A 25,749-nucleotide genomic window follows, 5' to 3' on the forward strand; every position below is an offset into this window, starting at 1 on the left:
CGACTCCGATGCAGGTGTGGAAGCAATGCATCGGGAGTCCCGCTCATCGCATTCCCTTGCTGATCCGCAGGTTGCAAATGGACGGCAGAAAACCTGTCATTCCCTTGACGAACCTGGTCCATTCGACTGTGTGGGTCGAACTATCCAAGACGCTAGAACAGGTCTATAAAAATGCAAGCAAAAACAATTTTTGACCGCTGAGAAAAGGAAGATTCATTTTGCGTGCGTTTTTTTATGGATTTTTTTTCAGCCTGGCGCTCACCGGTTGTTCGTTGTTCGCCCCCAGCGTCGACCTCGACAGCCTGACCCTGGACGTCGCGCCTCGGGCCAACGACGACACGCCGATCGCCGTGGATTTCATCGCGGTGAACGACCCGGACCTGCTCAAGCAGCTGTCGGGCATCACCGCCAGCCAGTGGTTTGCCGAGCGCGAACAATTCCAGCGCGACTATCGCCAGCTCCTGTCGGTGTGGGGGCTGGAGCTGGTCCCGGGGCAATTCATCGACCGCCAACCCTTCCCGCTGGAGGGCCGGCGCGCCGCTGGACTTTTGGTCTTCGCCAGCTATAACACTCCGGGAGCCCACCGGCTTCGGCTGGACGATCAGCACGAGGCCTGGCTGAAGTTCGACAGCCGCGAGATGACCCTCGTGAATGACGACCGGCACAAGCAGCCTTGAGTGACCGCGGGCCGCCTCGCGCGGCGATTTGGGATGTCGAAGGGAGTCGTATGAGCCTGTTACCTGACGCGGTGTGCTGGCACGAGGGCATGCAACTGTTGCCCCAGCATTTTCAGTTGCAAGGGCTGCGCGCCGAGGCACTCGCCGCGCATTTTGCCGGGGCTTGCAACCCTTGGTTCTGGGGCGTCAGCCAGTTGGAAGTCGATCCTTCGGCCCTGAGTGCCGGCCAGGTACGCCTGCTTCAATTGCAAGGCACCTTGCCGGACGGCTTGCCGGTCAATCTGCAAGCTGGTATCGGGCCAATGCTGGAACTGGACGTCAGCGAGGCGATCGACAAGACCGACGACGCCACGGTGACCGTGTACCTCGCGGTGAGCCCGCTGTGGCGCGCCGGGCAATTACTACCGCTCAAGGGGCGCTTGCAATCGGTGGTCGGCGAGGCTTTGCCAGACCTCACCAGCGGCGAATTCCCCGAATCGATCACGGTTTGGCGCCCCAACCCGAGGCTGTGCACGCAACTGAGCAAGGCTGATTCGATCTGCCTGCCATTACTGCGTATCCGCAAGGAGGGCGGCGGTTTCTGGCGCGTGCCGTATACGCCGCCAACGCCGATCCTGCTGCCGGAGTCGGCCCTTGGTCGGCGGGTGGCCGGGGTGTGCGCGAGGGCCAGGGAAAAGTGCATGTTCCTCGCCGGTCGCTTGCGTCAGGCCCAGGCGGCTGGCAATCAGGACGATGCCATGGAGATCCGTCGGCAGTTGACGGCCCTGTGGGCGCGCTTGCCGGAGGTCGAAGGCATGTTGAATACCCGGGTGGCGACGCCCCAGGCGCTCTACGGTTTGTTGCTGGGGCTGGCGGGGAGCTGGTCGGCGCTGGATCCGCTGGCGGGCGTCCCGGCTTTCGCACCGTTGGATTTTGTCGAGTTGCAGCGCGGCTACGAGCCGCTGCTCGACTGGCTGGAAACCACCCTGGAACTGGTCCGCGCCGGTTACCGAAGCCTGGCGTTCGAGCGCAACGAGCAGGTCTTCTCGATCCAGTTGCCTGACGACCAGCCGAATCAACGCCTGGTGATCGGTTTGCGCATGCCCAACGGCGCCGGCGAACAAGCGGCGGCCGAATGGTTGCGCGGCGCGATCATCGCGTCGGCGCCCCACATTGCGCTGCTGAGCCGCCAACGCATGAGCGGTTTGCCGCACCAGGCCATGAGCCGCAACGAGCAGGTGGCCTACAGCGTCGGTGACGACACCCGTTTGTTTGTGGTGGCCGCGAGCGGGCAATGGTTCGACGGCCAACTGCCGCTGCACATCGTGGCGCCGGCTTCGGCCCAGGCCAGCAGTCCGTGGCAAGTGGTGTTGTTCGTGGCGCAAGCCAGTGAAAGTGCCTGATCGCAAAAGGGGAGCTGTATGCCTGACGGAAGTGGCGGGGTGGTTCGGAGTCTGCACGAGGCGCCGCTGAGCAGCGCGTTTCGTCAAGCCTGGTTGAAGTGGTCCCAGGAGTGGCAAGACCTGCCCAAGGACAGTGATCCGGCAATCGTGCTCAATCGGGTCGTGGAGTTTTCCGGTCGCGGTGCCCAGCGTCTCTGGCGGGTGGCCTACGCCACCGTCGGCGATGCCGCTTCCGAGCAGGTCAAGGCGCTGGTCTATGCCTTCGTCGCGCTGGTGGACGAGACGTTGCTGTTCTGCACCTGGCCCGGCCAACTGGCTTGGCAGCAGCATCCCCTCGAGTCACGCATGTACGCCAGCCGCCAGGCCGGCGAGCGCTTGCCCGCAGCGATCAAGAAATTGCTGGATGAGCAGATGCCCGGTACTCGGGATCTGGCGAATGTCTACCTGCAATGCCTGATCCTGGGGTTCCAAGGGCGCTTGCGCGGCGAGCCTGGCCAGGTCCAGCACGAAAAATGGCGTGTGGCGTTGTTCACCTTTGCCTGGCAGCACGAACCCGATTACGTCGATGTCAGCCAGCGCCTGGCGATGTCTGCGGCGGCGACGCCCGCGCGGATGCCAGCGCAGCAATCCTTGCCGGACGGCTTTCGCCTGGGGTTGGCGATCGTGGCGATGGTGCTGTTGTTGACTGGCTTGGGGCAAGTCCTCTGGCGTGACATCCGCCTGGAGCTCGAACCGGTGTTGCAATTGAACGAGTCGTCAGTCCAGGAGCAGGATTCATGAACACCCTGAGCATCGTCGCCTTGGTGCTGCTCGCCATTGTCGGGGTGCTGGTGATCGCGGCAGCGGTCTGGTGGTTGCGAACCCAGGGCGGGGCGGCGATTCGCAATTTCTACGGCGCGGTGCGCCAAATGGAGCAGGAGCAGGGCACCCGCGACCGCTATCAGACGCCTTGGTTGATGATGCTCGGCAACGAAACCGACGGTGCCCAGCTGTGCAGCCAATGGCGTTTGCAACCCACGGACAAGGCGGGCTGGTTCGGGCGCTGGTTTTGCGATGCCGAAGGCGCCGTACTGGTGGTGCCCCAGGCGTTGTTCCTGCCCGATGAAGGCATGAGCCGGCAACGGGGCAATTGGTGGCGACTGCTGGGCCTGCTGTTGCGGCTGCGCAGCAAGCGGCCGTTGGACGGAGTGATCTGGACAGTACCGTTCAGCAAGCTCGATGACATCGAGCACACCACTGAGCTGAGCCTCAAGGTCCGGCGGGTTTTTATTGACCTGCTGCAACGGTTTGGCCTTAGCCTGCCGGTGTACGTGGTGATCACCGGGATGGAAGAGTTGCCCGGGTTCCAGGAATTGGTCGGCGCGCTGCCTGCCAAGGCGCGAGAGTCGATGCTGGGCTGGTCGTCGCCTTACTTGCCGGACGCGGCGTGGCAGTCGCACTGGAGTGACCAGGCGTTGGATGAGATCAACGCCGCGCTGGCCCAATCGATCATCGAGATCGGCGCGCTGTCGGGGCAACTGAGCACCGATCTCTATGGCCTGCCGGAACGCTTCGAAGGCTTGCGACGAGCCTTGCAGATATTGTTGGAGCCGGTGTTCCAGGGCAACGCCCAAGGTGAAGCGCCGCGATTTCGCGGCGTGTACTTCACCGCCAGTCAAGCACCGGCCATCAGCGGCGACAGTTTGAACGCCCATCACAATGGCCAGCGGCAAACGGTGTTCGCCCGGCAATTGTGGTCGCGACGTCTGATAGCCGAACGCGGCCTGGCCCAGCCGGTGCCTCGCTTGCTGCGCGTGCGCCAACGCGGGCATCGGCTGGCCGGAGCGGTGGCGTTGGTGGTGGGCCTGGTCTGGCTCGGGAGCATGCTCTGGGTCTGGCGCGATTCGGTGGAAAACGCCGAGGAGCTGTCGCGGTTGGTCCTCAGCGCCCACAAGAACCACATCGTCGTCGACCCGGACCAGCCGCAACTGGAACCGACCCGGCATAACGTGCAGAACTATTGGAACGTCTTGGAAAAAGCCCCGCGCTGGCGTTATGTCTCGGTCGTCTTCCCCACATCCTGGTTTTCCTCCGTGGACACGCAGTTGGAGGATGGCTTGCGCCTGACCGCCCGGCACCATTGGATATTACCGCTGCGAGACTTGCTCAATTCCGACCTGGAACAACTCAAGTCCATCCGCAACACCGAGCGGCGGGGCAACGTCGAGAACGACGACCCGGCGCAGTGGCAAAGCTACCTGAAGGCCAAGGCGCTGGTGGATCTGGCGGCACGCCTCGAGCAGCACAACCAGATGTTCAGCCAAGTGGTGAACGACCCCAAGGCGCCACTGGACGAACTGGTGCAGTTGAGCAACGCCGCGTTGTCCTTGGGCCTCAACACCGGGACTTTGAGTCGCCCACAGTTTTACAACCGGGTCCTGTTCGATGCGCGTAACAGTGATTTGCAAGGGCTGGACCTGAACGCCGCGCGCCCGGTGATCGCCGATAATTTCACCGGCCTGATGCAACGTTGGCTGGACCATTACTTCCTGGCGGACAACTTCGTTCGCCAGGCTGGTTATCTCAAGTTGCACCTGCAACGACTGGAGGCCGGCAGCGGCAATTCATTGAGTGAACTGGAAGACCTGACGGCGCTGATCGATGACCTGCAGACGCTGGTCAGCCTGACCAACTCCGCCTGGGGCCGGGGCAAGGGCCAGGACCTGGTGCCCGGCTACACCCAGATGCTGGACAAAGTCAGCCACAGCACTTTGCTCGGCCCGGACATTACGCAGGACCTGGAGAGCCAGGCGGCGAAGTTGCAGCAGAACTTTCGCGACCAGTGGATCGTCCAGAGTGGTTCCCGAGACAATCTGCTGGTGCAGCAGGGCAGCGGTTTGCTGATATTGCAGGACCATGTCACGGCCCTGGACGGTGCGGTGCAAGCGCTGTTCAAGCGCGATTTCGTGGCGTTGGCGATGCAGAAGGATCCGTCGCCCGGCAATCCGGATTCAATCGGCCGGGGCGATGGCGGTGATGATTTCAGCGTCGCCCTGAATTATTTCGCCAGCTACAAAAGCTATGCCAGCGAAGAGCTGTCGCGGATTCCGCCGGATTACCGTGACGCGCTGATGCAGGCCGCCGAAAACGCTGCGGCGCGGGCCATGTGGTTGAGCCTGGACGAAAATGACCAGCCGCTGCCCGGCACCGGCTTCAATGTGCAAACGACCCAGGCGGTTGCACTGCAAAAAGCCTTCATGGATGTGAACCGGGGCGACCTGGCGATACGTTTCCAGCGCCTGCTCAATCGCCGGGCATTGGCGCAGATCAACAGTGGCCTGGCCGAAATTGATGCCCAGCCGTTATTCAGCCAGCGCGCCGATATCGAGCGTTGGGACGGTTCGAAGAACTTCGGCTTGCAGCTGTATGGCGCCAACGATCCACAGGAACTGAAGCTGAACCTGAACCAGCAATTCAGCGCCATGCTGCAGATCGCCGAACAGCGCATGCCTGCCCTGGAATGGCTGATCGTCCAACAGGACGACCTGTCCGCCTTGGAGCATGACCAGGTGGCGCGGTTCATGGCCCTCAACGACGAATTGCTCAAGTACAAGAATCAGAACCCGGCCAGCTCGGCTGCCCAGTTGGAGCAATTGGTAAGTCGGGATTTCAATGCGATGGACATCGCGTCCTGCGCGCAGATCTTGCAGACCTCCAGCCTGTCCGGTGGGCGCGGCGACCTGGCTCGGCGCGCCGTCGCGTTGCAGCAGGGTGCGCTGCAGCGTTGCTTGTACCTGCAACAGAACCAGGCGGCGATGGCCTGGAATGACCTGGCCAATTATTTCAATCAGTACTTGGCGGGACGCTTTCCGTTTTCCCAGGACGTGCGGGCCAGCGATGCTGACCCGGCGCGGGTGCAGCACCTGTTGGAATTGATCGAGACGCGCGTGCCCCTGGCCCAGGCCGGGCTGACGCTGAGCCAGACGCCCGAGCGCTTGGCGGCCGCGGATTTCCTCAACCGCTTGAAGCAGGCCGGTGTCTGGCTCGGGCCGCTGTTCGTGCGGGACAAGAGCGGCATCCTGGGCGTGGAGATGGACGTGCGCTGGCGTACCGATCGCGATGAGGAGCGTGGCGCCGACCAAGTGATCGCCTGGAGCCTGGACGCCGGCAACCAGCAGATCAACTACCCCGGTGAAGGCCAGCAGAACCTGCGCTGGATGGTCGGCCAGCCCGTGCGCCTGACCTTGCGCTGGGCCCGCAACGGCTACCAGCGTCCGGCCAACGATCCGTTGCAGCCGAACCTGGTGGTGCGCGACCTCGAAGCCGGCTGGGAATACCAGGGGCCGTGGTCATTGTTGCGCCTGATGCGTTCGCTGGTGTCGGCCCAACGCCAGCCGAATGTCGACTACACCGATTTCCCCCTGGCCCTGCAACTGCCGGTGACCGCCCAGACCCAGGCACGCACGGCGCAACAGACCTTGATGTTCGTGCGCCTGTCGTTGATGAGCCAGGGTTCCAAATTGCCGCTGTCGATCCCGCCGCTGCCGACACAGGCGCCTCGTTCACCTTTCCTCGCGCCTGCGTCGAGGCCTGCCATTGCCACCCGTGAGGAGGGCCTGTGAGTTTGCCGATAACCCCGTTGCCCGAATTGGTCAGCCAACTGCTCGAACCGATCAGCGCCGAGTCGCCCTGTGGCCAGGACCTGCGCTACGAAACAGAGTACGACCAGCTACGCGAACTGCGCCGGGAAGACGACACCAGCCTACCCACCGGCGTGTGGCAGTCTTCAATCAAGCGCGCGCTCTGGCCGGACCTGGAGCGGCTCGCGACCACGTTGCTGCTTGAGCGCAGCAAGGACCTGATGATCAGCGCCTGGCTGGGGGAGGCCTGGCTGCACCTGGTCGGATTGGACGGCTTGCCGGGCAGCCTGGCGCTGGTGGCGGGGCTGTGCGAACGCTATCCGGAACAGCTGCATCCCCTTGCCGAGGACGGCGATCAGTCGTGGCGGGTGATTCCGCTGGAATGGCTGGCCCGTCGCTACAGCGAAGTGTTGCTGACGCGGGTGCCTTTGCTTGATGGCCGCGATCCGACCTTCGCCGGTTTCAGCCTGGACGATTGGCAGCGCCTGCAGCGCCAGCAAGTGCAGGGCAACGACAGCAAGAACGCCAAGGCCTCGGCGGAGGCGGCGCGCAACGAGCAAAAGAAACTCAGCGAACTGATTCGCGGCACGCCCTTGTCTTTCTGGTTGCATCGCCAGGGCAGCCTGATGTTGAGCCTGCAGCATCTGCAACGACTCGAAGCCTGGAGCGACGCGTACCTGGGCAACCTGGCCCCGGGCTACAAATCCTTGCAGGACGTGATGCAAGCCATGTTGGCATTGGTAGAGGAGTTCATCGCGATGCATCCACAGCAACCCGCTGTCGCGCCCGCGCAAACGTCCGCGGTGGCAGCGACGCCGATGACCCAGCCGACGGCGGCACCTGCCCAGGTCTTCCTGGAGCCGGCCAATCGGGAAGAGGCCTATCGACAACTATTGGTCATCGCCGGTTATCTGGCGCGCACCGAACCCCACAGTCCCGTGCCCTATCTGATCCGGCGCGGTGTGGAGTGGGGCAACAAACCGCTGAGCGAACTGCTGGGCGAACTGATCAGCGCCGATGCCGAGTCCCGACGGCTGTGGACACTGCTCGGGGTGCTTTAATGCTGTGCGTCGGGCCGCCCCACCGGCGTCAGTACCGGTTTGCCGGAAAAGAACGCGTTCAGGTTATCGCCGACCAGCTCCACCATGGCGCGTGTCGCTTCCGGCGACAGCCCGGCGACGTGGGGGGTCAGTACGACGTTGGGTAGATGCTTGAGGGCGTCGGGTACTTCGGGCTCATGGTCGAATACGTCCAGCGCAGCCCCGGCAATTCGCCGATGTTCAAGAGCGCTGATCAGGTCGGCGGTGGCGACCACGCTGCCCCGGGCGATATTCACCAGGAAGCCGTTGGGTCCCAGCGCATCGAGGGCCTGTTTGTTGATCAGTTGCCGGGTATCCAGGCCGCCAGGCGTCGCAACGATCAAGAAATCGGAAACCCGCGCCAGTTCCGTGGGCGTGGCGCAGAAGGTGTAGGGCACGTCGGTGCGCACGCGGCGATTGTGGTAGCTGACGCTCATGTCGAAACCGAGGGCGGCCCGCTTGGCAATCGCCATGCCCACGGCGCCGAGTCCCAGCACGCCCAGGTGCTTGCCGGCGAGGGAAGGGCGCGTGCTTCGCGGCCATTCGCCCCGGCGCAGGGCGGCGTCGGATCGAGGCACATCGCGCACCAATGCCAGCAACAGCGCCATGGCATGGTCGGCCACCGACGAGGCGTTGACCCCGGCACCGTTGGTGACAACGATGCCTCGGTCGCTGGCGGCTTGCAGGTCCACTTGTTCATAACCGGCGCCGATCACGCAGATGATCTTCAAGTTGGGCAGGGCCGCCATTTCTTCAGAAGTCAAACCCAGCGGGCCACGGGTCAACACCGCGCTGAATCGGTCGCCGTGTTCGAAGATCGCTGCCTTGCGTTCGGCGGGCGTGGGCGCCAACTCCAGGTGATAGCCCTGGCGCTCGAGGATCGGCAGGTATTCGTTGACGGTTTCAACCAGTACCAGAACGGTTGCGGTCATGCTGGGCTCCTGTGGGCGATTTTTTGATCTCAGGTATTCAACCTGATTGTAGGAGCCGAAGGGAGGGGTAGCTTGGGCTTTTTAGGGGTATTTTGAGATCGGTTGTTCTTGGGCTGCTGAACAGAATAAGCAAGAGACGCTGTAGCGTTTGCTGGCTTGTTTGTTGTGAGGGCGCTTGCGGCGCCCCCACAACTACCTGGCAACTACCCAGGCTTGTGGTTATCCAGTACTCGATTGACCGCTAACTCCCCCAACATGATGACCCGCTGCAGCACCAGCATCGTCTGGCGTCGAGGGCCGTCCGTGATGTCGGCGAGTTCGCTGATCAGCACATTGGCGGATGCCAGGTTTTCGCACGCCTCAACGAGCAACGTTTCGTCATCCACCGCTGGGTCGATGGTGAAGATCGAGCCGGGTTTGTAGGGCCGTATCTGCGTTTTCGGCGTCCCGGGGTTGAGGTAGAACTTAAGTGCGCGGTCTGCCGCCTCTTTCAGCTTATCGGGATCGAAAGCGTCGTCGTAGAGTACCGAATAGATATCCGGGGGGTTGGGAGTAACCTTGAACATATAACTAATTCCCTCAGCTAGGGCCGCAACCGTTCTCGACTAAAAGAAGGGTGGCGGCTGTGCGCAGGTTAGTCGACCGGTGGAATTAGCAAGCCCGGCGCGCCCAAGGGCGCCCTGCGCACAACCACCATCAAGTGCAGACATAGAAATGCCCTGACTGAATGGTGCTTATGCACCTACTAAAACCATCCAGGCGACTAAACCCGACCACTGATGAGCAGTGGCAGGTCAACGATAGAGGCCGGGGGCAAAGCGCACAAGCCAGCGGATTCTGAAGCATGCGTAAGTAAGGACGCAAGGTTTCGTAGCCTTTAGCGCGTATTTTGGAATGTATTTAAACGTGTCTGTGCGAGGCATGTTTACAACAATTAAACAGGTCGAGTTTCTTCGTAATTGGCGTGGGTTCGTATTGTTGAAAATACAATGCTTTATGGTAATGCAGTTCACTCAAGAAAAACGACGACCCCGTGGCGAGGGAGCTTGCTCCCGCTCGGCTGCGAAGCAGCCGTAAATCCGGCGAATGCGGTATATCCAAAGCCTGCTCCGCAAAACCACTCCTCAGCTAAGCCTTTGCTTCTGCTCGCTAATCCCGGACAATCGCGCCCCTGTTTCGGCCAGGGCGCTGCCTGTCGGGGTTTTCCGACTCGTCCCGGCCGGGTGCATGTGACCGGAAAGCGGAGATCCGACCGGATGAATGATCAGGCCAACAGCGTCGAAGAGCGCTTTGAAACGACAGCCCCAGCCACCCTCAGCCAATGGAGTCGCCACGACACGACGTGGATGCTGGGCCTGTTTGGTACCGCCATTGGCGCTGGCACGCTGTTTTTACCGATCAATGCTGGCCTTGGCGGTTTCTGGCCGCTGCTGGTCCTGGCGGTGCTGGCATTTCCCATGACGTTCTATGCGCACCGGGGCCTGACCCGTTTCGTGCTGTCCGGTCGCGAAGGGGCGGACATCACCGAGGTGGTGGAGGAGCATTTCGGTATCAAGGCTGGCGCGCTGATCACGCTGTTGTACTTCTTTGCGATCTTCCCGATTCTGTTGATTTACAGCGTGGCGCTGACCAATACGGTGGGCAGCTTCCTGGAACATCAGTTGCATTTGCAGCCGCCTCCTCGGGTTGTGTTGTCGTTGATGCTTATCCTCGGCTTGTTGGCCGTGGTCCGTTGCGGCGAGCAGGCGATCGTCAAGGCCATGAGCCTGATGGTTTATCCGTTTATCGTGGCGCTGCTGTTCCTCGCGGTATTCCTCGTGCCCCATTGGAACGGCGGCATCCTGAGCACCGCGTCGACGCTGCCGCAGCCTTCGGCGTTGCTGCAGACCTTGTGGTTGGCGATTCCGGTGATGGTGTTTTCGTTCAACCATTCGCCGATCATCTCGGCATTCGCGGTGGACCAGAAACGGCGCTACGGCAACAATGCCGAAGAGCGCAGCTCACAAATCCTGTCGCGTGCCCATGTGCTGATGGTGGTGATGGTGCTGTTTTTCGTGTTCAGTTGCGTGCTGACCTTGTCCCCGGCACAACTGGCCGAGGCCAAGGCGCAGAACCTGTCGATCCTGTCGTACCTGGCCAACCATTTCAGCAACCCGACCATCGCCTTTGCCGCGCCGTTGATCGCGTTTGTCGCCATCTCCAAGTCGTTCCTGGGGCACTACATCGGCGCCAGCGAAGGCCTCAAGGGCCTGATCGTCAAGAGCGGCCGCCGCCCAGCCCCCAAGACCCTCGATCGCCTGACTGCGGCGTTCATGCTGGTGGTGTGCTGGGTCGTCGCCACGCTCAACCCGAGCATCCTAGGGATGATCGAAACCTTGGGCGGTCCGGTGATCGCGGCGATCCTGTTCCTGATGCCGATGTACGCCATTCGCAAGGTCCCGGCCATGGCCCGCTATCGAGGCCAGGCGTCGAATGTCTTTGTGGTGTTGGTGGGGTTGGTGGCGATCACTGCGTTGGTCTATTCCCTCCTGGCCTGACCTGCGTTTTTGTGGGTGTTTATGGCATTGCGTCCGGCATAAACCCTGTGGGAGCGAGCTTGCTCGCGAAAGCGGTGGGTCAGTCGGCAGGGATGTTGGCTGTGCCGCCGCCATCGCGAGCAAGCTCGCTCCCACATTGGTTTTGGGGTGTTCTCAAAATTTGTGTTCATGCTCAATCCCTGTGGGAGCAAGCCCGCTCCCACAGTTTCATCCGACAGTGAAATCCCAGGCATAAAAAAACGCCGCCCCTCGCAAGAAGGGCGGCGTTTTTAGTTGGGCGTCTTAAGCGTTAGGCTTGGACGACCGGGATGTTGGCGTTTGCAGCCGCTTCACGGAACTCGGCGATCTGGTCGAAGCTCAGGTAGCGGTACACGTCCGCTGCCATGCTATCGATCTTGCCGGCGTATTCCATGTACTCCTCGACGGTCGGCAGGCGACCCAGGATGGACGCTACGGATGCCAGTTCGGCCGAAGCCAGGTAGACATTCGCGCCGTCACCCAGACGGTTCGGGAAGTTACGAGTCGAAGTCGAGACCACGGTGGAGTTCGGCTCGACGCGTGCCTGGTTACCCATGCACAGCGAGCAGCCGGGCATTTCCATCCGTGCACCGGCCTTGCCGTAGATGCCGTAGTAGCCTTCTTCGGTCAGTTGGTGAGCGTCCATCTTGGTCGGCGGCGACAGCCACAGACGGGTTGGCAGCTGACCCTTGACCTGATCCAGCAGTTTACCGGCGGCGCGGAAGTGACCGATGTTGGTCATGCACGAGCCGATGAACACTTCGTCGATCTTCTCGCCAGCAACGCTGGACAGCAGGCGGGCGTCGTCCGGGTCGTTCGGCGCGCAGAGCACAGGCTCGCTGATGTCGGCCAGGTCGATCTCGATGACTTCGGCGTATTCGGCGTCGTCATCGGCTTCCATCAGTTGCGGATCGGCGATCCAGGCTTCCATCGCTTGGGCGCGACGTTCCAGGGTACGTGCATCGCCGTAGCCTTCGCCGATCATCCAGCGCAGCAGGGTGATGTTCGACTGCAGGTACTCGGTGATCGACTCTTTCGACAGCTTGATGGTGCAACCGGCAGCCGAACGTTCGGCCGAGGCGTCGGACAGTTCGAACGCCTGTTCCAGGGTCAAGCCTTCCAGGCCTTCGATTTCCAGGATGCGGCCGGAGAAGGCGTTCTTCTTGCCTTTCTTCTCGACGGTCAGCAGACCGTTCTGGATGGCGAAGTACGGAATGGCATGAACCAGGTCACGCAGGGTGATGCCAGGTTTCATCTTGCCTTTGAAGCGCACCAGGATCGATTCCGGCATGTCCAGCGGCATGACGCCGGTGGCAGCGGCGAACGCGACCAGGCCGGAACCGGCCGGGAACGAGATGCCCATCGGGAAACGGGTGTGCGAGTCACCACCGGTACCCACGGTGTCTGGCAGCAGCATGCGGTTCAGCCACGAGTGGATGATGCCGTCGCCCGGACGCAGGGAAACGCCGCCGCGGGTCATGATGAAGTCAGGCAGGGTGTGGTGGGTGGTCACGTCGATCGGCTTCGGATAGGCCGCGGTGTGGCAGAAGGACTGCATCACCAGGTCAGCCGAGAAGCCCAGGCACGCCAGGTCTTTCAGTTCGTCACGGGTCATTGGACCGGTGGTGTCCTGGGAGCCTACGGTGGTCATTTTCGGTTCGCAGTAGGTGCCAGGACGAACGCCTTGGCCTTCTGCCAGGCCGCAAGCCTTGCCGACCATTTTCTGCGCCAGGGTGAAACCCTTGGTGCTTTCGGCTGGCGCTTCAGGCTTCTTGAACAGGTCGAACGGTGGCAGGCCCAGTTCGGCGCGAGCCTTCTCGGTCAGGCCACGGCCGATGATCAGCGGAATACGGCCGCCAGCGCGGACTTCGTCCAACAGCACCGGGGTCTTCATTTCGAAGGTGGTGATGACTTCGTCGGTACCGTGCTTGCAGACCTTGCCAGCGTGCGGGTACAGGTCGATCACGTCGCCCATGTTCATGTTCGACACGTCGAACTCGATCGGCAGTGCGCCGGCATCTTCCATGGTGTTGTAGAAGATCGGGGCGATCTTGCTGCCGAAGCAGAAACCGCCAGCGCGCTTGTTCGGCACGTACGGGATATCGTCGCCGAAGAACCACAACACCGAGTTGGTGGCCGATTTACGCGAGGAACCGGTACCAACCACGTCACCGACGTAGGCGATCGGGAAGCCTTGGCCGCGCATTTCTTCGATCTGCTTCATCGGGCCGGTCTTGCCTTGCTCGTCCGGAACGATGCCGTCACGGGCCATTTTCAGCATGGCGAGGGCGTGCAGCGGGATGTCAGGACGCGACCAGGCATCCGGGGCAGGGGACAGGTCGTCGGTGTTGGTTTCGCCGGTGACCTTGAACACGCGCAGGCTGATCTTGTCGGCCAGTACCGGGCGCTTCTTGAACCACTCGCCGTCAGCCCAGGATTGCAGCACGGCCTTGGCGTGGACGTTACCGTTCTTGGCTTTTTCCGCCACGTCGTGGAAGGCATCGAACATCAGCAGGGTGTGCTTGAGTTCTTCGGCGGCGACTGGCGCCAGTTCGGCGTCGTCCAGCAGCTCGACCAGGGTCACGATGTTGTAGCCGCCCTGCATGGTGCCGAGCAGTTCGACGGCGCGCTTCTTGTCCAGCAGAGGGGATTGGGCCTGGCCCTTGGCCAGGGCGGACAGGAAGCCGGCCTTGACGTAGGCGGCTTCGTCGACTCCAGGCGGAACGCGATTGGTGATCAGGTCAACGAGGAAAGCTTCTTCGCCAGCCGGAGGATTCTTCAGCAGCTCGATCAGGCCTGCGGTTTGTTCGGCGTTAAGCGGCTGGGGAACGATACCCAGTGCTGCGCGCTCTTTGATATGTTTGCGGTAGGCTTCAAGCACAGTTATTACCCTCATCAGTGGTCCCAAATGGGTGTCCGGGACGCTCATCCAGAAACTCACGGCATTCATGCGCGCAGGGGGCTTTTTGAGCCGCCGCGCCAGGATGGCCGGAGTTCCTCACAGAAGCTGCTTTCAAAGTTTTACGCCTGCAGAACGGGAGCTGATGAGGGTTGGCGTTGGGCTTTCCCCGCTGGAAAGACCCTTCGCCAACACCGCTCTGAAGGAACGACTGTGCTCGTGACGCTTTGAAAACAGCTTCTAACGGACATTGGCGCCTTAAAAGGCTGGCTGATTCTACGGGAAAAAAAAATTAAAGGTAAGTTGGGCTTCCAGGTTTGAGGGGTGATCAATCTTAGACAAAGGGCTAACATGCCCGCCTGTCCTGTTTTTGCGTGTGCGTTGCCTTATGCCCAACCAGCTCATCAAGACGCCCTGCGTCGGCCTCTGTTCCACTGTCTATGGTGACCTGGTGTGCCGTGGCTGCAAGCGGTTCCACCATGAAGTGATTCACTGGAACGGCTACAACGAGGACGAAAAACGCGCGGTATGGATGCGGCTCGAGCAACTGCTGGTGCAGGTGATTGTGGCGAAGCTGGAGGTTTTCGACCCGGCGCTGCTGCGCCAGCAACTGGAAGCGCGCAAGATCCGCTTCGTGCCGCACCAGTCCGAATATTGCTGGGCCTACCAGTTGATCGCCCGTGGTGCGCGGGTGATCAACAATCTGGAAGCCTACGGCATGGTGCTGCTGCCCGAATTCCGCGATTGGGAGCTGCCGGACCTGCGCGATGCCATTGATCGGGAATTTTTCCTGCTGTCCGAAGCGCATTACCAGCGCTATATCGCGCCGGGGTTCCTGAAGGATGCGATTGGCGGCTGAGCCTTAAAGGCCATCGCGAGCAAGCTCGCTCCCACACTGGACTTGGGAGTCCACACCCCTGTGGGAGCGAGCTTGCTCGCGATGGCGATCTTAAGGACAACAACCTCACTCCTTGACCGCCAATTCCACCAGGTGATCCTCGACCTCCTGCGGCTTGAGTACCAGCACGTCGCTTTCCAGCGCATCGAGCACGGCTTCGGCGGTGTTGCCAATCAACACGCCTGACAAACCGGAGCGCGCCACGGTGCCGATCACCGTGACCGCGGCCTGGAGCTTGTGGGCCATGTAGGGAATCAACACGTCCGCCGGGCCTTCCTGAATGTGCAGGTGCTGGTCGTCAATGTCGAATTCGGCCTGGAACGCCCGGCACTGTTCGCGATAACGGGCCTCGATGGTTTCCTTGAGCTGGAACGTCGGGTCGGCCGACGAGAGCATGGGTGACGGGTGGGCGCTGATGACATGCAGATGCGCCTTGGCCAGGAGGGCGATGTCATAGCCATGGTCGATGATGGTCGAGTGCAGGTGCCGGTGCTCGCCATCGGCATTGCCGACGTCGACAGCGGCGAGGATGACCCTGTCTTTCCAGGAACCGGTAGTCTTGACCAGCAGCACCGGGGTCGGGCAATGGCGCAGCAGTTTCCAGTCCGCCGGGGTCAGCAGGGCTTTTTTCAACGGGCTGTCGGGGAAATGTTGCTTGATGACCAGGCCACAGCCTTCGGCTTGTTGCACGTCGATGATGGTTTCGTGGAGGCTATCGTTCCAGGCTTGCTCGGTGGTGACGCTGTAGCCGTCCGACAGCAGCGCGCTCTTGAGCACGCTGAGCAAGCCCGCGTGGTCATGGTGCTTGTCGCACACCAGCAAGTGCAGGTGGGCTTGGGTCACTCCGGCGATCAGCTTGGCGCGCTTGAGCGCCAGGCTTTCCGAATGTTCGGGTTCGATGACCACCAGGATGCTGCGAATGGCTTGCATGATCGGCGTCTCCAGCAATAAAGAGGCATGGCGTTGCTCAACTATAGTTGCTGTGGATGGCCCGTCGACTTGATGCATATCAACGGCGGTGGCTGGTGGTCTGGAGGCAGCCCGGTATAATCGGCGCCCTTTGCTCGACTACCTTTTCCCGTGAGCCCCATGATCCTTCCCGAAATCCACGAATTCCTTGGCTGCCGCACGCCCGATGCCTGGGTCCAGGCTGCGCTGGCCGATCAGGAAACCTTGCTGATCGACCACAAGAACTGCGAGTTCAAGGCCGCCAGCACTGCCCTGAGCCTGATCGCCAAGTACCATTCCCATGTTGACTTGATCAATATGATGTCGCGCCTGGCCCGGGAAGAACTGGTGCATCACGAACAGGTCATGCGCCTGATGAAAAAGCGCAAGGTCGGCCTGCGCCAGCTTTCCGCCGGGCGCTACGCCTCGGGCCTGCGCAAAGTGGTGCGCAGCCATGAGCCGGTGAAACTGGTGGATACCCTGGTGGTTGGCGCCTTTATCGAAGCCCGCAGCTGCGAGCGTTTCGAGGCCTTGGTACCGCATCTGGACGAGGAGCTCGGTAAGTTCTACTTCGGCCTGTTGAAAAGCGAGGCCCGGCATTTCCAGGGTTACTTGAAGCTGGCCTATCAGTACGGCGACGCCAAGGACATCGCCCAGGTGATCGACAAGGTGCGCGCCGCCGAGCGGGAGCTGATCGAGTCGCCGGACGTGGAATTCCGGTTCCACAGTGGGGTGCCGGCCTAACGGCTCAAACCCAACCGCTCATGCCATTGGGCAATCGACTCTTCGGGATACACCTCGAACTGTTGGTCGCCCGGATGCGCCTCGACCTCAACCCAAGGGGCCTTGGAGCCCAGCATCAGATGAGTGTGCTCCGGCGGTACCGGCAACGGCGTGTCGATGGCTGAGGCAAATGGATGAATCAGCTCCGGCCATTCCGGGCTGAACAGCCACAGCCCCGAGCCGCATAACGAGCAAAAGTGTCGTTCGGCGCTGCTGCGGTGGGCGCGTTTATCGCCTTCATCCTTCAGTCGCGCGTGATAGACCGTGATGTGCTTGCGGCCTTGCACCTTCAGGCTCTTCGCGTCGCCCCCCAGGTTGATCGCAAAACCGCCGCCGCCCTGGGTCTTGCGGCAGATCGAGCAATAGCAGCGCTGATAAGGGTAGGGATGGCGGCTGTCCAGGCTGAATGACACGGCGCCGCAGTGGCAAGATCCTTCGAGGTGCATGGGAACCTCCAGTGGATTGGAAATGGTTCAGTACAGCCTAGACGGTCGGCGTTTTTTGCCGGTTGGATTTATGTTGAATGTGCGGACGCCTTCGCGAGCTTGCTCGCGAAGAGGCCGGTACAGCCAGCATCACTTCGGCACCCGCCACAAATACCACGCTGCCACCGTACGATAAGGGCTCCAGGCCTGGCCGATAGCGATCATCTGTCGGCGGTTTGGCTGAGCCTCCAGTCCCTTGAGCCGCCGATACCCCTCGCGAACCCCAAAGTCATCCGCCGGCAGCACATCGGGCCGCTCCAGGCTATAGATCAAGAGCATCTCCACGGTCCAACGCCCGACGCCGCGCAAGCTGACCAGGCGTTCGATCAGCGCTTCGTCGTCCATGTCTCGCGCCGTGGCGTAATCGGGAACGATGCCGTCCAGTGTCGCCTGGGCGATGCCTTGGAGGGTTGTGATCTTGCTGGCGGAAAATCCGCAACCGCGCAGTTGCGCCACGTCTGTCGCCAGGATCTGCTCGGGGCGGGGAAACGCCTGCGCCGGGAACAACGCCCGGAGGCGACCGAGGATCGCATCGCCTGCCTTGGCATGCAGTTGCTGGTAGGCGATCGCCCTGACCAGGGCTTCATAGGGATCACGGGCCGGCTTGGGCAGCAGCAGGCAAGGGCCAATCGCCTCGACGTGCCGTCGCCAGTCTTCGTCGAGATTCGCCAGGAAGACACTGGCGTCGTGGTAGGGCGCAGGCATCCGGTGATGGTCCTCCGGAACGTTCAAAACGCCAGCGGCAGTGAAACCTGCACCTTGGCTTTTTCCAGCCGCAACAGAAAAGCCTTGCGTGGCTGGCCGCCACCGTAGCCGGTCAGCGAGCCATCGGCACCAATCACCCGGTGGCAGGGGATGACGATGGCCAGGCGATTCTGCCCGTTGGCCAGGCCCACGGCGCGGCTGGCGCCAGGGCTGCCCAGGGCGGAGGCGACTGCACCGTAGCTGCGGGTTTCACCGTAGGGGATTGTCTGCAGTTCGGCCCAGACCCGGACCGCGAACGCACTGCCGGGCATGTGCAGCGGGACGTTGAACACCGTGAGTTTGCCGGCGAAATACTCCGCCAGTTCGGTTTCGATCTGTTGCAGATGAGCGTTGTGCCCCGGTGCGACCGTGTAGCCGTAGCGTTGCTGCAATTCCTCCAGCTCCTTGGTCAGGGCCGGGCGGTCGAGGAATTCCAACAGCACCAGGCCTCGGCGCTCGGCCATTGCCAGCATTGGTCCCAGCGGCGTGGTCAGGCGAGTGAACAACAAGGGTTCACTCAGGCCGGCCCGGCCGGGCGTGATATGGAAGGATTTCACGAAGGCATCACGAAAACCGCTCAGGGATTCATAGCCGGAATCGAACGCTGCGTTGTCGATCGAAGCGCCGTCCTTGATGCCGCCCAAGGCAATGCCCAGGCGTCGGGTGCGCAGGTAGGCGTGAAACGTCATGCCGAAATGCTGCTTGAACCAGCGGCGCAATGTCAGCGGTTCGATGCCTTGTTCCAGTAGTAGGGCGTCGGTCCAGCGCAGGTCGGGTTCGGCGTCCACGGCCTTGAGCAGCGCCTGGATCCAGTGCGGCGCAATGGCCGCGGCGTCCAGCGGCTTGCAGCGCAGGCAGGCTCGATAACCGGCGGACATGGCTTCGTCGGCGTGGGCAAAGAATTCCACGTTCTCCGGTTTCGGCTTGCGCGCGGTGCAACTGGGGCGACAGAAGATGCCGGTGGTCTTGACCGCAGTGAAAAACACCCCCTCATAGGCGGTGTCTCGTTCGAGCATGGCGCGGACCATCTCGGCGTGGGGCGGGAGCAGCGAGTCATGTAGGTTCATGTGGCAGAGCATAGAACCGCGTCCGGGACGACTCCACCGAAAAATCGACAGGGAATTTTCCTGTCATTTGGTCGGACGCTCACGAACAAAAATTGAACCTTTGAGTCTTAGAGGTTCACCCGCTGTTTTTGTCTTTCGGAGACATCATGTCCAAACATAAGAAAACCCTGATTGCCGTCGCTGTCTGTGCCTTGGCGTTCGGTGCCTCGGCATTGTTGCCTGCCGACCTGTCGCCAATCGGTTCGAGCTACGCCGCAGGCGGTGGCAATGGGGGTGGGGGTGGTAACGGCGGCGGAAACGGCGGCGGCAATGGTGGCGGCCACGGTGGTGGCATGGGGGGCGGCATTGGCGGTGGCCAGGGCCATGACAAGTCGGGCGATTCCAGCGGTCATGGCAAGGGACTGGCCAGCGACCACACCGGCACCCGCACCCGCGATCATGGCCTGAGCGGCAAGCACACCGGTACCACCCGCACCGATCGTGCCAGCAAGTCTTCCGTGACCTCAGCCATTGCCAAGGATCGTGATGCGCGCGGCCTGACCAAGGCGTCGGCAATTTCCACTGCCACGCCAGGCACTCACAACACCAAGGGCCTGACCAACGCGACCCGCTCTTCGATAAAGAACGACCGCTGATTGCTTGAAGGAAGCCGCGATGCCTGTTTGCAGGTATCGCGGCTTTTTTTCGTCTGCCAATCGGCCGTGGCGAAGGGTCAGTATTTCCAGAACACCGGCGTGAACAGCACCAGCACCGTCAGGATTTCCAATCGCCCCAAGAGCATGCCGATGGTCAGCAGCCATTTTGCCGAATCGGGCAAGGTCGAAAAATTGCCGGCCGGGCCGATGATATTGCCCAAGCCCGGGCCCACATTGCACACGGCAGTGGCTGCGCCGGTCAAGGCGGTCGTCCAGTCCAGGCCGATCAGCGCGAGGCCCAGGGCAATGGCGCCGATCGTGATGGTGAAGAAGAACGAGAAGGTCAGCAGCGAGCGAACGATTTCCTCGTCGATGGGGTGGTTGTTGTATTTCTTCTGGATCACCGCCCGGGGGTGGATCAGTTGCTTCAAGCTGCCCATCAGCAGGACCTTGGCGACCTGAAAGCGAAAAATCTTCAGGCCCCCGGCCGTAGACCCTGAACAACCGCCGACGAAGGTCAGGTAAAAGAACAGCAACAGGGCGAAACTGCCCCACAGCGTGTAGTCACCCAGTGCCACGCCTGTGGTGGTGACAACAGACGTGACGTTGACCGCTACGATACGGACCGCGTCCCACCAGCTGTTGTCGCTGTTCAGGCTCAGCCAGGTACCGACCACCAGCCAGGTGACTACCAGGAACCCGACGAACCCCCTGACTTGCTGATCCTTGAGCAAGGCGCGCCGGTGGCCTCGCAGCGTCGCTACGTACAGCGTGAAGGGCAGCGATCCGGCCATCATGACGACCACCGACACCCAATGAACCGCCGGTTGCGGCCAGTGTGCAAGTGATGCATCGGAGGTGGAGAAGCCGCCGGTGGAAATCAGCGACATCGCATGGTTGATCGCTTCGAAGGGCGTCATGCCAGCCAGCCACAGCGCCAGGGTCGAGAGGGCGGTCAAGCCGACATAGATCCACAGGATGTAGTTGGCCGCGACGTGAGAGCGCGGCGTGACTTTCTCCGACCAGTCCGATGATTCGGTCTGGAACAGCCGCATGCCGCCGACCCGCAGCAACGGCAGGACCGCCACGGCCATGCCGATAAAACCGATTCCGCCGAGCCAGTGCAACATCGAGCGCCAGATCAGCAAGCCCGGGGATGCAGTGTCCAGCCCGGTCAGGATGGTCGAGCCCGTGGTGGTGATGCCCGACATGGTCTCGAAGAAGGCATCGGTGTAGCTGATGTGCTGGATGAACACCATGGGCAGGGCGGCGAACGCGCAGACGAACATCCAACTCGCGGTGGTCAGCAGGTACATTTCCCGGGGGCGCATCTGGGCGTGTTCCGGACGGCCACGGGCGACCAGTGCGATGCCGCAGACGAAGGTGATCAGGCTCGACCAGAGAAACGCCGACAAGTCATCGTTGCGGTCGTAGAACATCAGCGTGAACAGCGGAATCGCCATGCTGATCGCGAGGGTGATCAGGAAAATACCAAGGATGAAACCGATGAGACGCAGAACCGCAATTGACATGAGAAACGCCTGATCCAATGAGCCGCACAGTATCGATTTTGGTGAATCGCCTACCGCGTAAAGTTTGCGTAAAAAAATGAGCGGTGGCGCTCGATGACAAGGCAGTTTTCTTCAATACCCCCGGAGCAGGCCCGTTTACCTTTGGGGCCTCTTTCCTGAACTGAAGAAGATTATGTGATGAGCTTGATATTTTCCATGGCAACCTTCGCGCTGGTGGCTTCCATTACCCCGGGGCCGGTCAATATCGTGGCCCTCAGCGCCGGGGCCCGCTATGGGTTTCGCGCCACCTTGCGTCATGTCGCTGGTGCGACCCTGGGGTTTGTCCTGCTGCTGGTGTTGATGGGGTTGGGGTTGCACGAAGTATTGCAGCGCTGGCCGGGCCTCACGCGAGTGGTGCAACTGGCGGGTGTGGCGTTCCTGTTGTACATGGCCTGGAAACTGGCGATGGACGACGGCGCGCTGGGGGACCGGGACGAGGGGCGCGCGCCGTCGATGTTCCATGGCGCGCTGATGCAGTGGCTCAACCCCAAGGCCTGGCTGGCCTGCGTCGCGGGGATGGGCGCTTTTGTGGCCGATGGCGAGGCATCGCTGGTGTGGCAGTTCGCGGCGATTTACCTGGTGATCTGTTACCTGTCCGTGGGCTGCTGGGCGTACGCCGGCAGCTTCCTACGTGCCTGGCTGGGGAATCCGGCGACCATGCGCCTGTTCAATCGGGCGATGGCGGCGTTGCTGGTGGCGAGTGCGGTGTATCTGTTGTTGCCTTGAGCGACCCATCCTTGCGGTTGAAACGCTGTTGTGGCGAGGGGATTTATCCCCGCTGGGATGCGCAGCATCCCTTTGAAAAGCTGATTCCGGTTTCTATTGGTCTAACCACAGCTTCATAGGGGCCGCTGCGCAGCCCAGCGGGGATAAATCCCCTCGCCACGATTCCTACCGCAGGCATCAGCCGCGATACTGCCCGGGCGTCGCCGCCAGGTGTTGCTTGAAGGCCCGCTGGAAATGCGCCTGGTCGGCAAACCCACTCTCCAGCGCCACGTCGGCGATCAACTTGCCCTCGCGCAATTGGCGTCGGGCGAACTGGATTCGCCGGTTGATCAGGAAGGCATGGGGCGTCATGCCGTAGTGACGTTTGAACGCCCGGCTCAAATAGGATGGGGAAAGCTGGGCGAAGGCGCAGATGTCTTCAAGCTTGAGGGCTTCGGTGCAATGATCATGAATGAACTGCGCGGCCCGCATCAGCGCCGGATGACTGCCCCGATCCGGGCGTCCCGCCGGGTTGAGCCGATGCTGCAGGTCAGTGAAAAACGCCATGGCGGCGCCTGTCTTGTCATCGGCATCGATCTGCTCGTCCACCAATACTTCGTAAAGCGCGCACAGGCCGGAATAGAGCACGACGTCCCGGCTGTGCGTCGTGTCGAATGCCTGGAAGTCCAACGTCGGATCAAAGCCGATCCGCCGTTGCAGGTCCCGCAGCCACTGCGTGTCGACATACAGCATCACGTAGGACCAGGGTTGATCGTTGATCGGGTTGCAGGCGTGGACATCGCCCGGGTTCATCAGCACCACCGTGCCGCTCTGGACCTGGAAGCGCGACTGTTCGTGCAGATAGGTACTGCGTCCGCCCGTGATCGCGCCAATGGAAAAATGGTCGTGGGCGTGGCGCGAATAACAGACCTTGCGGCCATCGGCGATGGATCGGGCCTCGATAAAGGGCAGCGCCGCGTCGCGCCAGAAGCGTGGGGCGGCGTCGTGGTTGGCGGGCTTCATCGATGAGTGTCCTGTTTTTGTTGGCTGCTTGAGTGTATTCGCCTGTGCCGCAAAATGCCCGTTCGAGTTCGGCACGGGCCTGGACTAGAATGCAAGGACTCTCGCCAACGGAGTTTCCGATGCTTGCGCCCGGCAAACCTGACAACGAAGCCGTCCGGCTGAAAAACCTGCAATCGCTGAAGTTGCTCGATACCGCCCCCGAGGAGCGGTTTGACCGCCTCACCCGTCTCGCCCGACGCCTGTTCAACGTGCCTTTTGCCCTGGTTTCACTGGTGGATGCCAACCGGCAATGGTTCAAGTCCAGCGCCGGCCTGGATGCCAGTGAAACCCCGAGAGAGATATCGTTCTGCGGGCACGCCATTCTGCAAGACGAGCTCCTGGAGATTTGCGACGCGGAGCAGGATGAGCGGTTTCATGACAACCCGCTGGTTACCGACCAGCCCGGCATCCGCTTTTATGCCGGACACCCGTTGGGCCTGGGCGATGGCAGCAAGATGGGCACCTTGTGCCTGCTGGACACCAAGCCGCGCAAGCTCAATGACGAAGAGCGCGAGCTGCTGCGGGATCTGGCGAGCATGGCCGAGCAGGAATTGATCGCCGTGCAGATGGCCAGCATGGATGAACTGACGCTGTTGTCGAATCGGCGCGGCTTCAAGACGTTGGCCCAGCATGCGCTGAACGTTTGCGATCGGCTTTCACGGCCGGCCACGCTGCTGTTTTTTGATCTCAACGATTTCAAACCCATCAACGATCGCTTCGGGCATGCCGAGGGCGATTGCGCGCTGAAGACCTTTGCCGACGTGCTGCGCATCGCCTTCCGCGAAAGTGACGTCATCGGCCGTCTTGGCGGTGATGAGTTCGTGGCGTTGCTCACCGGGTCCTCCCATGTCGAGACGACCGCGATCATGGCGCGGCTCAGGGAAATTCTCGACGAGCGCAACGCGACGTTGCAGCGCGGCTACGACATCGGTTTCAGCGTTGGCCAGATCGAATACGACCCCGAGCGGCATGCATCGATCGACAGCCTGCTGGCGGAGGCGGATGCGGCGATGTACCGGCAGAAGCAGGCACAGCGCCGATAGCCCTGGCCACAGTACCCTGTGGGAGCGAGCTTGCTCGCGAAAGCGGTGGGTCAGTTGGCGCTCATCACCATCGGCTGATCCGCCGCAATCGCGAGCAAGCCCGCTCCCACAAGTATTGTGCAGGGCAAAAAAACGCCGCTTGTCCTTTCCTGGGCAAGCGGCGTTTTTCTGCAACCTGAAGATCAATTATAGGCGCTAAATCCAAGGGGGCATTTGCAACGGAAATCTTGACTCATTTCAAAGACCGCAACGTAGGACGGCGAGTTTTGCGCAACGTGCCAATTTGATAATAGGTGCAACGCTATAAATATGTACCGCACGATGGGCACGGGGAATATGCAAGATGGGTTTTGCATCCCGTAATGCTGAGTCACAACCGCAGCGTTACACCTATTTGACTTGATTAGGTGTCCCCATGAACAACGAACTTCCCCTGACATATGTTTATCCCGAAACATATGGTACGTCCCGCGGAAGCGGAGGAGGTCTCCCATCTCCCGCTCCAATGGCGATGATTGGAAAAATGATCCAAGAGCGCAACGTGGCTTACGAACGAGGTCATTGGCCGCAAATGCTCGGGCGTCACCTTGAAGCCATGCGTAATAATCGACCCATCCGTTATGGGTTGGATGGCTTCATCATAGGTGATTTGAAGGTTGCACACGGAGCAGATCTGCTAATGCTAAAAAATCCCAAGCTTGATACCGCTAACGCTTGGAAACTTGGAATAAAAGAAGGAGCCAAAATAAAAAATACTGAACAACTGGCAGTCGAACAGGAATTTTCTGGAGGTATTTTTACCCCTTTCAGGGCTATCGGTCATTGGCTGCTGGGGAAGGGCAAACGCTGTCAGCGTTCGACTCGACAGAACTGGGATCAGCCCAGCGCCGAAAAAAATTCCTGACTTGATGGCGATTATCAACACGGCTGGAATTGGCGTAACCACCGTTAATCTAAGGGTTCCCTACTCCACAGCTCAGGACTCGAACATCGCGAGAATATATCTTGGAAATATCACGCTTCAAATTACCGGTGAGGTAATCCGCAATACATCGGGTAGCCTGAAATTTGCCGGTACCGCCAAGGCTTTTTCGGATCGCTATGACGCCAATGCCAGCAACCATCGTGCGATATTTGACGAGGGCGCGACCAGCGCGCTGCGTCAAGTGGGACGCGTGGCCCGAGCACAGGATTATGAGATACGGATTACGGGTGAGCTCCCCATCAATTTTTCAAGGTAACCCACTATGATTCGCAGAGAGAAGAGGTTGGTAGCGGCTGTTATTAGCATTCTGGCAGCCTGTGCAATGCTGTTTTTCTTTCCGTCAGACGGTGTGGTGGAGAATCGTGGAGATCTCAATGACACCTATGGGTTGCCCCCTGTTTCGATCTATTTGGTCGTATTGATCATACTGGCCGTGACATCAGTGGCTCTGACGGGATTAGGTAGTATTGCGCGTAAGCTTCTCAAGCACGGCTCGTTCAGGCTGCATATAGGTCTGTATGTATTTTCCAATGCTCCGTTTGTTATAACTTCACTTCTAGGGATGTTGGTTTCAGTGGCCTATATGTATGACAGTATTTCGGGAGTACTGGCGGCGTTGTTGTTTTTACTCTCTTTCGTCGGGGTGTTGTTAGCCATTCCACACAAGGCAAACTAAAAAC

General features: G+C 60.9%; 23 protein-coding genes. 14 read left to right on the plus strand and 9 right to left on the minus strand.

Annotated features, from left to right (window positions below; genetic code table 11):
• Window positions 1-218: 218 nt before the first annotated feature.
• The 5 genes from Q7C33_RS13055 to tssA are packed head-to-tail and all read left to right on the plus strand — an operon-like array spanning window position 219 to window position 7,739.
• Entirely contained in the window at window positions 219-677 is a 459-nt protein-coding gene (locus tag Q7C33_RS13055) for a hypothetical protein (protein ID WP_030142658.1), read from the plus strand.
• Window positions 678-727: 50 nt separating this feature from the next.
• Complete coding sequence (gene tssK / locus Q7C33_RS13060; protein ID WP_030142657.1) at window positions 728-2,059, plus strand: type VI secretion system baseplate subunit TssK; 1,332 nt, start codon at window positions 728-730, stop codon at window positions 2,057-2,059.
• An 18-nt stretch (window positions 2,060-2,077) separates the two neighbouring features.
• Complete coding sequence (locus Q7C33_RS13065) at window positions 2,078-2,839, plus strand: DotU family type IV/VI secretion system protein (protein WP_198797468.1); 762 nt, start codon at window positions 2,078-2,080, stop codon at window positions 2,837-2,839.
• Window positions 2,836-6,660 carry a type VI secretion system protein gene (locus Q7C33_RS13070; protein ID WP_407683506.1) on the plus strand — a complete coding sequence of 1,275 codons (3,825 nt, stop codon included), beginning with the start codon at window positions 2,836-2,838 and terminating at the stop codon, window positions 6,658-6,660. Before Q7C33_RS13065 ends, Q7C33_RS13070 begins: the two co-directional genes overlap by 4 nt.
• Window positions 6,657-7,739 carry a type VI secretion system protein TssA gene (tssA, locus tag Q7C33_RS13075; protein ID WP_407683507.1) on the plus strand — a complete coding sequence of 361 codons (1,083 nt, stop codon included), beginning with the start codon at window positions 6,657-6,659 and terminating at the stop codon, window positions 7,737-7,739. Before Q7C33_RS13070 ends, tssA begins: the two co-directional genes overlap by 4 nt.
• Here the strand turns inward: tssA and Q7C33_RS13080 are convergent.
• Together Q7C33_RS13080 and Q7C33_RS13085 are read right to left on the minus strand one after the other, a co-directional pair.
• Window positions 7,736-8,689, minus strand: coding sequence for a 2-hydroxyacid dehydrogenase (locus Q7C33_RS13080; protein WP_407683508.1), 954 nt, complete (start codon window positions 8,687-8,689; stop codon window positions 7,736-7,738). The two genes, tssA and Q7C33_RS13080, sit on opposite strands and share 4 nt — an antisense overlap.
• A 203-nt stretch (window positions 8,690-8,892) precedes the next feature.
• Window positions 8,893-9,255 (minus strand): DUF6124 family protein, encoded by a 363-nt coding sequence (locus tag Q7C33_RS13085; protein ID WP_264431291.1) that lies wholly within the window; start codon window positions 9,253-9,255, stop codon window positions 8,893-8,895.
• Between the two features lie 690 nt (window positions 9,256-9,945).
• Here Q7C33_RS13085 and Q7C33_RS13090 point away from each other — a divergent pair.
• Window positions 9,946-11,226, plus strand: coding sequence for a serine/threonine transporter (locus Q7C33_RS13090; protein WP_030142651.1), 1,281 nt, complete (start codon window positions 9,946-9,948; stop codon window positions 11,224-11,226).
• A gap of 289 nt (window positions 11,227-11,515) precedes the next feature.
• On the opposite strand, the gene acnB is transcribed toward Q7C33_RS13090, so the two are convergent.
• Complete coding sequence (gene acnB, locus Q7C33_RS13095) at window positions 11,516-14,125, minus strand: bifunctional aconitate hydratase 2/2-methylisocitrate dehydratase (protein WP_407683595.1); 2,610 nt, start codon at window positions 14,123-14,125, stop codon at window positions 11,516-11,518.
• 406 nt (window positions 14,126-14,531) lie between these two features.
• Between acnB and Q7C33_RS13100 the strand changes: the two genes are divergently transcribed.
• Complete coding sequence (locus tag Q7C33_RS13100; protein WP_407683509.1) at window positions 14,532-15,002, plus strand: DUF1289 domain-containing protein; 471 nt, start codon at window positions 14,532-14,534, stop codon at window positions 15,000-15,002.
• Between the two features lie 105 nt (window positions 15,003-15,107).
• On the opposite strand, the gene Q7C33_RS13105 is transcribed toward Q7C33_RS13100, so the two are convergent.
• Window positions 15,108-15,971, minus strand: coding sequence for a universal stress protein (locus Q7C33_RS13105; RefSeq protein ID WP_030142648.1), 864 nt, complete (start codon window positions 15,969-15,971; stop codon window positions 15,108-15,110).
• 159 nt (window positions 15,972-16,130) lie between these two features.
• On the opposite strand from Q7C33_RS13105, the gene Q7C33_RS13110 reads away from it, so the two are divergent.
• The gene (locus Q7C33_RS13110) at window positions 16,131-16,733 is read left to right on the plus strand and encodes a tRNA-(ms[2]io[6]A)-hydroxylase (protein WP_198797475.1); all 603 of its coding nucleotides are present in this window, start codon (window positions 16,131-16,133) and stop codon (window positions 16,731-16,733) included.
• Here the strand turns inward: Q7C33_RS13110 and Q7C33_RS13115 are convergent.
• The 3 genes from Q7C33_RS13115 to Q7C33_RS13125 all read right to left on the minus strand — a co-directional run bounded on the left by Q7C33_RS13115 (window position 16,730) and on the right by Q7C33_RS13125 (window position 19,068).
• A complete protein-coding gene (locus Q7C33_RS13115; protein ID WP_407683510.1) occupies window positions 16,730-17,218 on the minus strand; it encodes a GFA family protein in 489 nt (162 codons plus the stop codon). The two genes, Q7C33_RS13110 and Q7C33_RS13115, sit on opposite strands and share 4 nt — an antisense overlap.
• Window positions 17,219-17,347: 129 nt before the next feature.
• A complete protein-coding gene (locus tag Q7C33_RS13120) occupies window positions 17,348-17,962 on the minus strand; it encodes a DNA-3-methyladenine glycosylase family protein (protein ID WP_030142645.1) in 615 nt (204 codons plus the stop codon).
• A gap of 23 nt (window positions 17,963-17,985) precedes the next feature.
• Window positions 17,986-19,068 (minus strand): bifunctional transcriptional activator/DNA repair enzyme AdaA, encoded by a 1,083-nt coding sequence (locus Q7C33_RS13125; protein WP_030142644.1) that lies wholly within the window; start codon window positions 19,066-19,068, stop codon window positions 17,986-17,988.
• Between the two features lie 146 nt (window positions 19,069-19,214).
• Here Q7C33_RS13125 and Q7C33_RS13130 point away from each other — a divergent pair, with 146 nt between their 5' ends.
• Window positions 19,215-19,703: a hypothetical protein gene (locus Q7C33_RS13130; protein WP_198797478.1), complete on the plus strand. Its 489-nt coding sequence runs from the start codon at window positions 19,215-19,217 to the stop codon at window positions 19,701-19,703.
• Window positions 19,704-19,780: 77 nt separating this feature from the next.
• On the opposite strand, the gene Q7C33_RS13135 is transcribed toward Q7C33_RS13130, so the two are convergent.
• A complete protein-coding gene (locus Q7C33_RS13135; RefSeq protein ID WP_407683511.1) occupies window positions 19,781-21,235 on the minus strand; it encodes a TrkH family potassium uptake protein in 1,455 nt (484 codons plus the stop codon).
• Between the two features lie 177 nt (window positions 21,236-21,412).
• Here Q7C33_RS13135 and Q7C33_RS13140 point away from each other — a divergent pair, with 177 nt between their 5' ends.
• Window positions 21,413-22,000 carry a LysE family translocator gene (locus Q7C33_RS13140; protein ID WP_407683512.1) on the plus strand — a complete coding sequence of 196 codons (588 nt, stop codon included), beginning with the start codon at window positions 21,413-21,415 and terminating at the stop codon, window positions 21,998-22,000.
• A gap of 177 nt (window positions 22,001-22,177) precedes the next feature.
• Here the strand turns inward: Q7C33_RS13140 and Q7C33_RS13145 are convergent, their stop codons facing one another.
• Complete coding sequence (locus Q7C33_RS13145) at window positions 22,178-23,002, minus strand: helix-turn-helix transcriptional regulator (RefSeq protein WP_030142641.1); 825 nt, start codon at window positions 23,000-23,002, stop codon at window positions 22,178-22,180.
• Window positions 23,003-23,121: 119 nt separating this feature from the next.
• Here Q7C33_RS13145 and Q7C33_RS13150 point away from each other — a divergent pair, with 119 nt between their 5' ends.
• The 4 genes from Q7C33_RS13150 to Q7C33_RS13165 all read left to right on the plus strand — a co-directional run bounded on the left by Q7C33_RS13150 (window position 23,122) and on the right by Q7C33_RS13165 (window position 25,745).
• Window positions 23,122-24,084, plus strand: a complete 963-nt coding sequence (locus tag Q7C33_RS13150) for a GGDEF domain-containing protein (protein WP_258650636.1) — start codon at window positions 23,122-23,124, stop codon at window positions 24,082-24,084.
• A 415-nt stretch (window positions 24,085-24,499) separates the two neighbouring features.
• Complete coding sequence (locus tag Q7C33_RS13155) at window positions 24,500-24,988, plus strand: lipid II-degrading bacteriocin (protein ID WP_407683513.1); 489 nt, start codon at window positions 24,500-24,502, stop codon at window positions 24,986-24,988.
• On the plus strand, window positions 24,960-25,325 hold the full coding sequence (locus Q7C33_RS13160) for a lipid II-degrading bacteriocin (protein ID WP_258650976.1): 366 nt from the start codon (window positions 24,960-24,962) through the stop codon (window positions 25,323-25,325). The genes Q7C33_RS13155 and Q7C33_RS13160 overlap by 29 nt, the downstream gene beginning before the upstream one ends.
• A gap of 6 nt (window positions 25,326-25,331) precedes the next feature.
• Window positions 25,332-25,745, plus strand: a complete 414-nt coding sequence (locus tag Q7C33_RS13165) for a hypothetical protein (RefSeq protein ID WP_334597438.1) — start codon at window positions 25,332-25,334, stop codon at window positions 25,743-25,745.
• Window positions 25,746-25,749 lie beyond the last annotated feature (4 nt).

The sequence above is a fragment of the Pseudomonas sp. BP11-1-1 genome (assembly GCF_052112105.1).
GTDB classification, from domain to species: domain Bacteria; phylum Pseudomonadota; class Gammaproteobacteria; order Pseudomonadales; family Pseudomonadaceae; genus Aquipseudomonas; species Aquipseudomonas alvandae.

Excerpts from the sequence above, each read along its gene's own strand:
- tssK (WP_030142657.1), top strand. The coding sequence starts at position 728 with ATGAGCCTGTTACCTGACGCGGTGTGCTGGCACGAGGGCATGCAACTG.
- Q7C33_RS13065 (WP_198797468.1), top strand. The coding sequence starts at position 2,078 with ATGCCTGACGGAAGTGGCGGGGTGGTTCGGAGTCTGCACGAGGCGCCG.
- Q7C33_RS13070 (WP_407683506.1), top strand. The coding sequence starts at position 2,836 with ATGAACACCCTGAGCATCGTCGCCTTGGTGCTGCTCGCCATTGTCGGG.
- Q7C33_RS13080 (WP_407683508.1), bottom strand. The coding sequence starts at position 8,689 with ATGACCGCAACCGTTCTGGTACTGGTTGAAACCGTCAACGAATACCTG.
- Q7C33_RS13085 (WP_264431291.1), bottom strand. The coding sequence starts at position 9,255 with ATGTTCAAGGTTACTCCCAACCCCCCGGATATCTATTCGGTACTCTAC.
- Q7C33_RS13090 (WP_030142651.1), top strand. The coding sequence starts at position 9,946 with ATGAATGATCAGGCCAACAGCGTCGAAGAGCGCTTTGAAACGACAGCC.
- Q7C33_RS13100 (WP_407683509.1), top strand. The coding sequence starts at position 14,532 with ATGCCCAACCAGCTCATCAAGACGCCCTGCGTCGGCCTCTGTTCCACT.
- Q7C33_RS13105 (WP_030142648.1), bottom strand. The coding sequence starts at position 15,971 with ATGCAAGCCATTCGCAGCATCCTGGTGGTCATCGAACCCGAACATTCG.
- Q7C33_RS13110 (WP_198797475.1), top strand. The coding sequence starts at position 16,131 with ATGATCCTTCCCGAAATCCACGAATTCCTTGGCTGCCGCACGCCCGAT.
- Q7C33_RS13115 (WP_407683510.1), bottom strand. The coding sequence starts at position 17,218 with ATGCACCTCGAAGGATCTTGCCACTGCGGCGCCGTGTCATTCAGCCTG.
- Q7C33_RS13120 (WP_030142645.1), bottom strand. The coding sequence starts at position 17,962 with ATGCCTGCGCCCTACCACGACGCCAGTGTCTTCCTGGCGAATCTCGAC.
- Q7C33_RS13125 (WP_030142644.1), bottom strand. The coding sequence starts at position 19,068 with ATGAACCTACATGACTCGCTGCTCCCGCCCCACGCCGAGATGGTCCGC.
- Q7C33_RS13130 (WP_198797478.1), top strand. The coding sequence starts at position 19,215 with ATGTCCAAACATAAGAAAACCCTGATTGCCGTCGCTGTCTGTGCCTTG.
- Q7C33_RS13135 (WP_407683511.1), bottom strand. The coding sequence starts at position 21,235 with ATGTCAATTGCGGTTCTGCGTCTCATCGGTTTCATCCTTGGTATTTTC.
- Q7C33_RS13140 (WP_407683512.1), top strand. The coding sequence starts at position 21,413 with ATGAGCTTGATATTTTCCATGGCAACCTTCGCGCTGGTGGCTTCCATT.
- Q7C33_RS13145 (WP_030142641.1), bottom strand. The coding sequence starts at position 23,002 with ATGAAGCCCGCCAACCACGACGCCGCCCCACGCTTCTGGCGCGACGCG.
- Q7C33_RS13150 (WP_258650636.1), top strand. The coding sequence starts at position 23,122 with ATGCTTGCGCCCGGCAAACCTGACAACGAAGCCGTCCGGCTGAAAAAC.
- Q7C33_RS13155 (WP_407683513.1), top strand. The coding sequence starts at position 24,500 with ATGAACAACGAACTTCCCCTGACATATGTTTATCCCGAAACATATGGT.
- Q7C33_RS13165 (WP_334597438.1), top strand. The coding sequence starts at position 25,332 with ATGATTCGCAGAGAGAAGAGGTTGGTAGCGGCTGTTATTAGCATTCTG.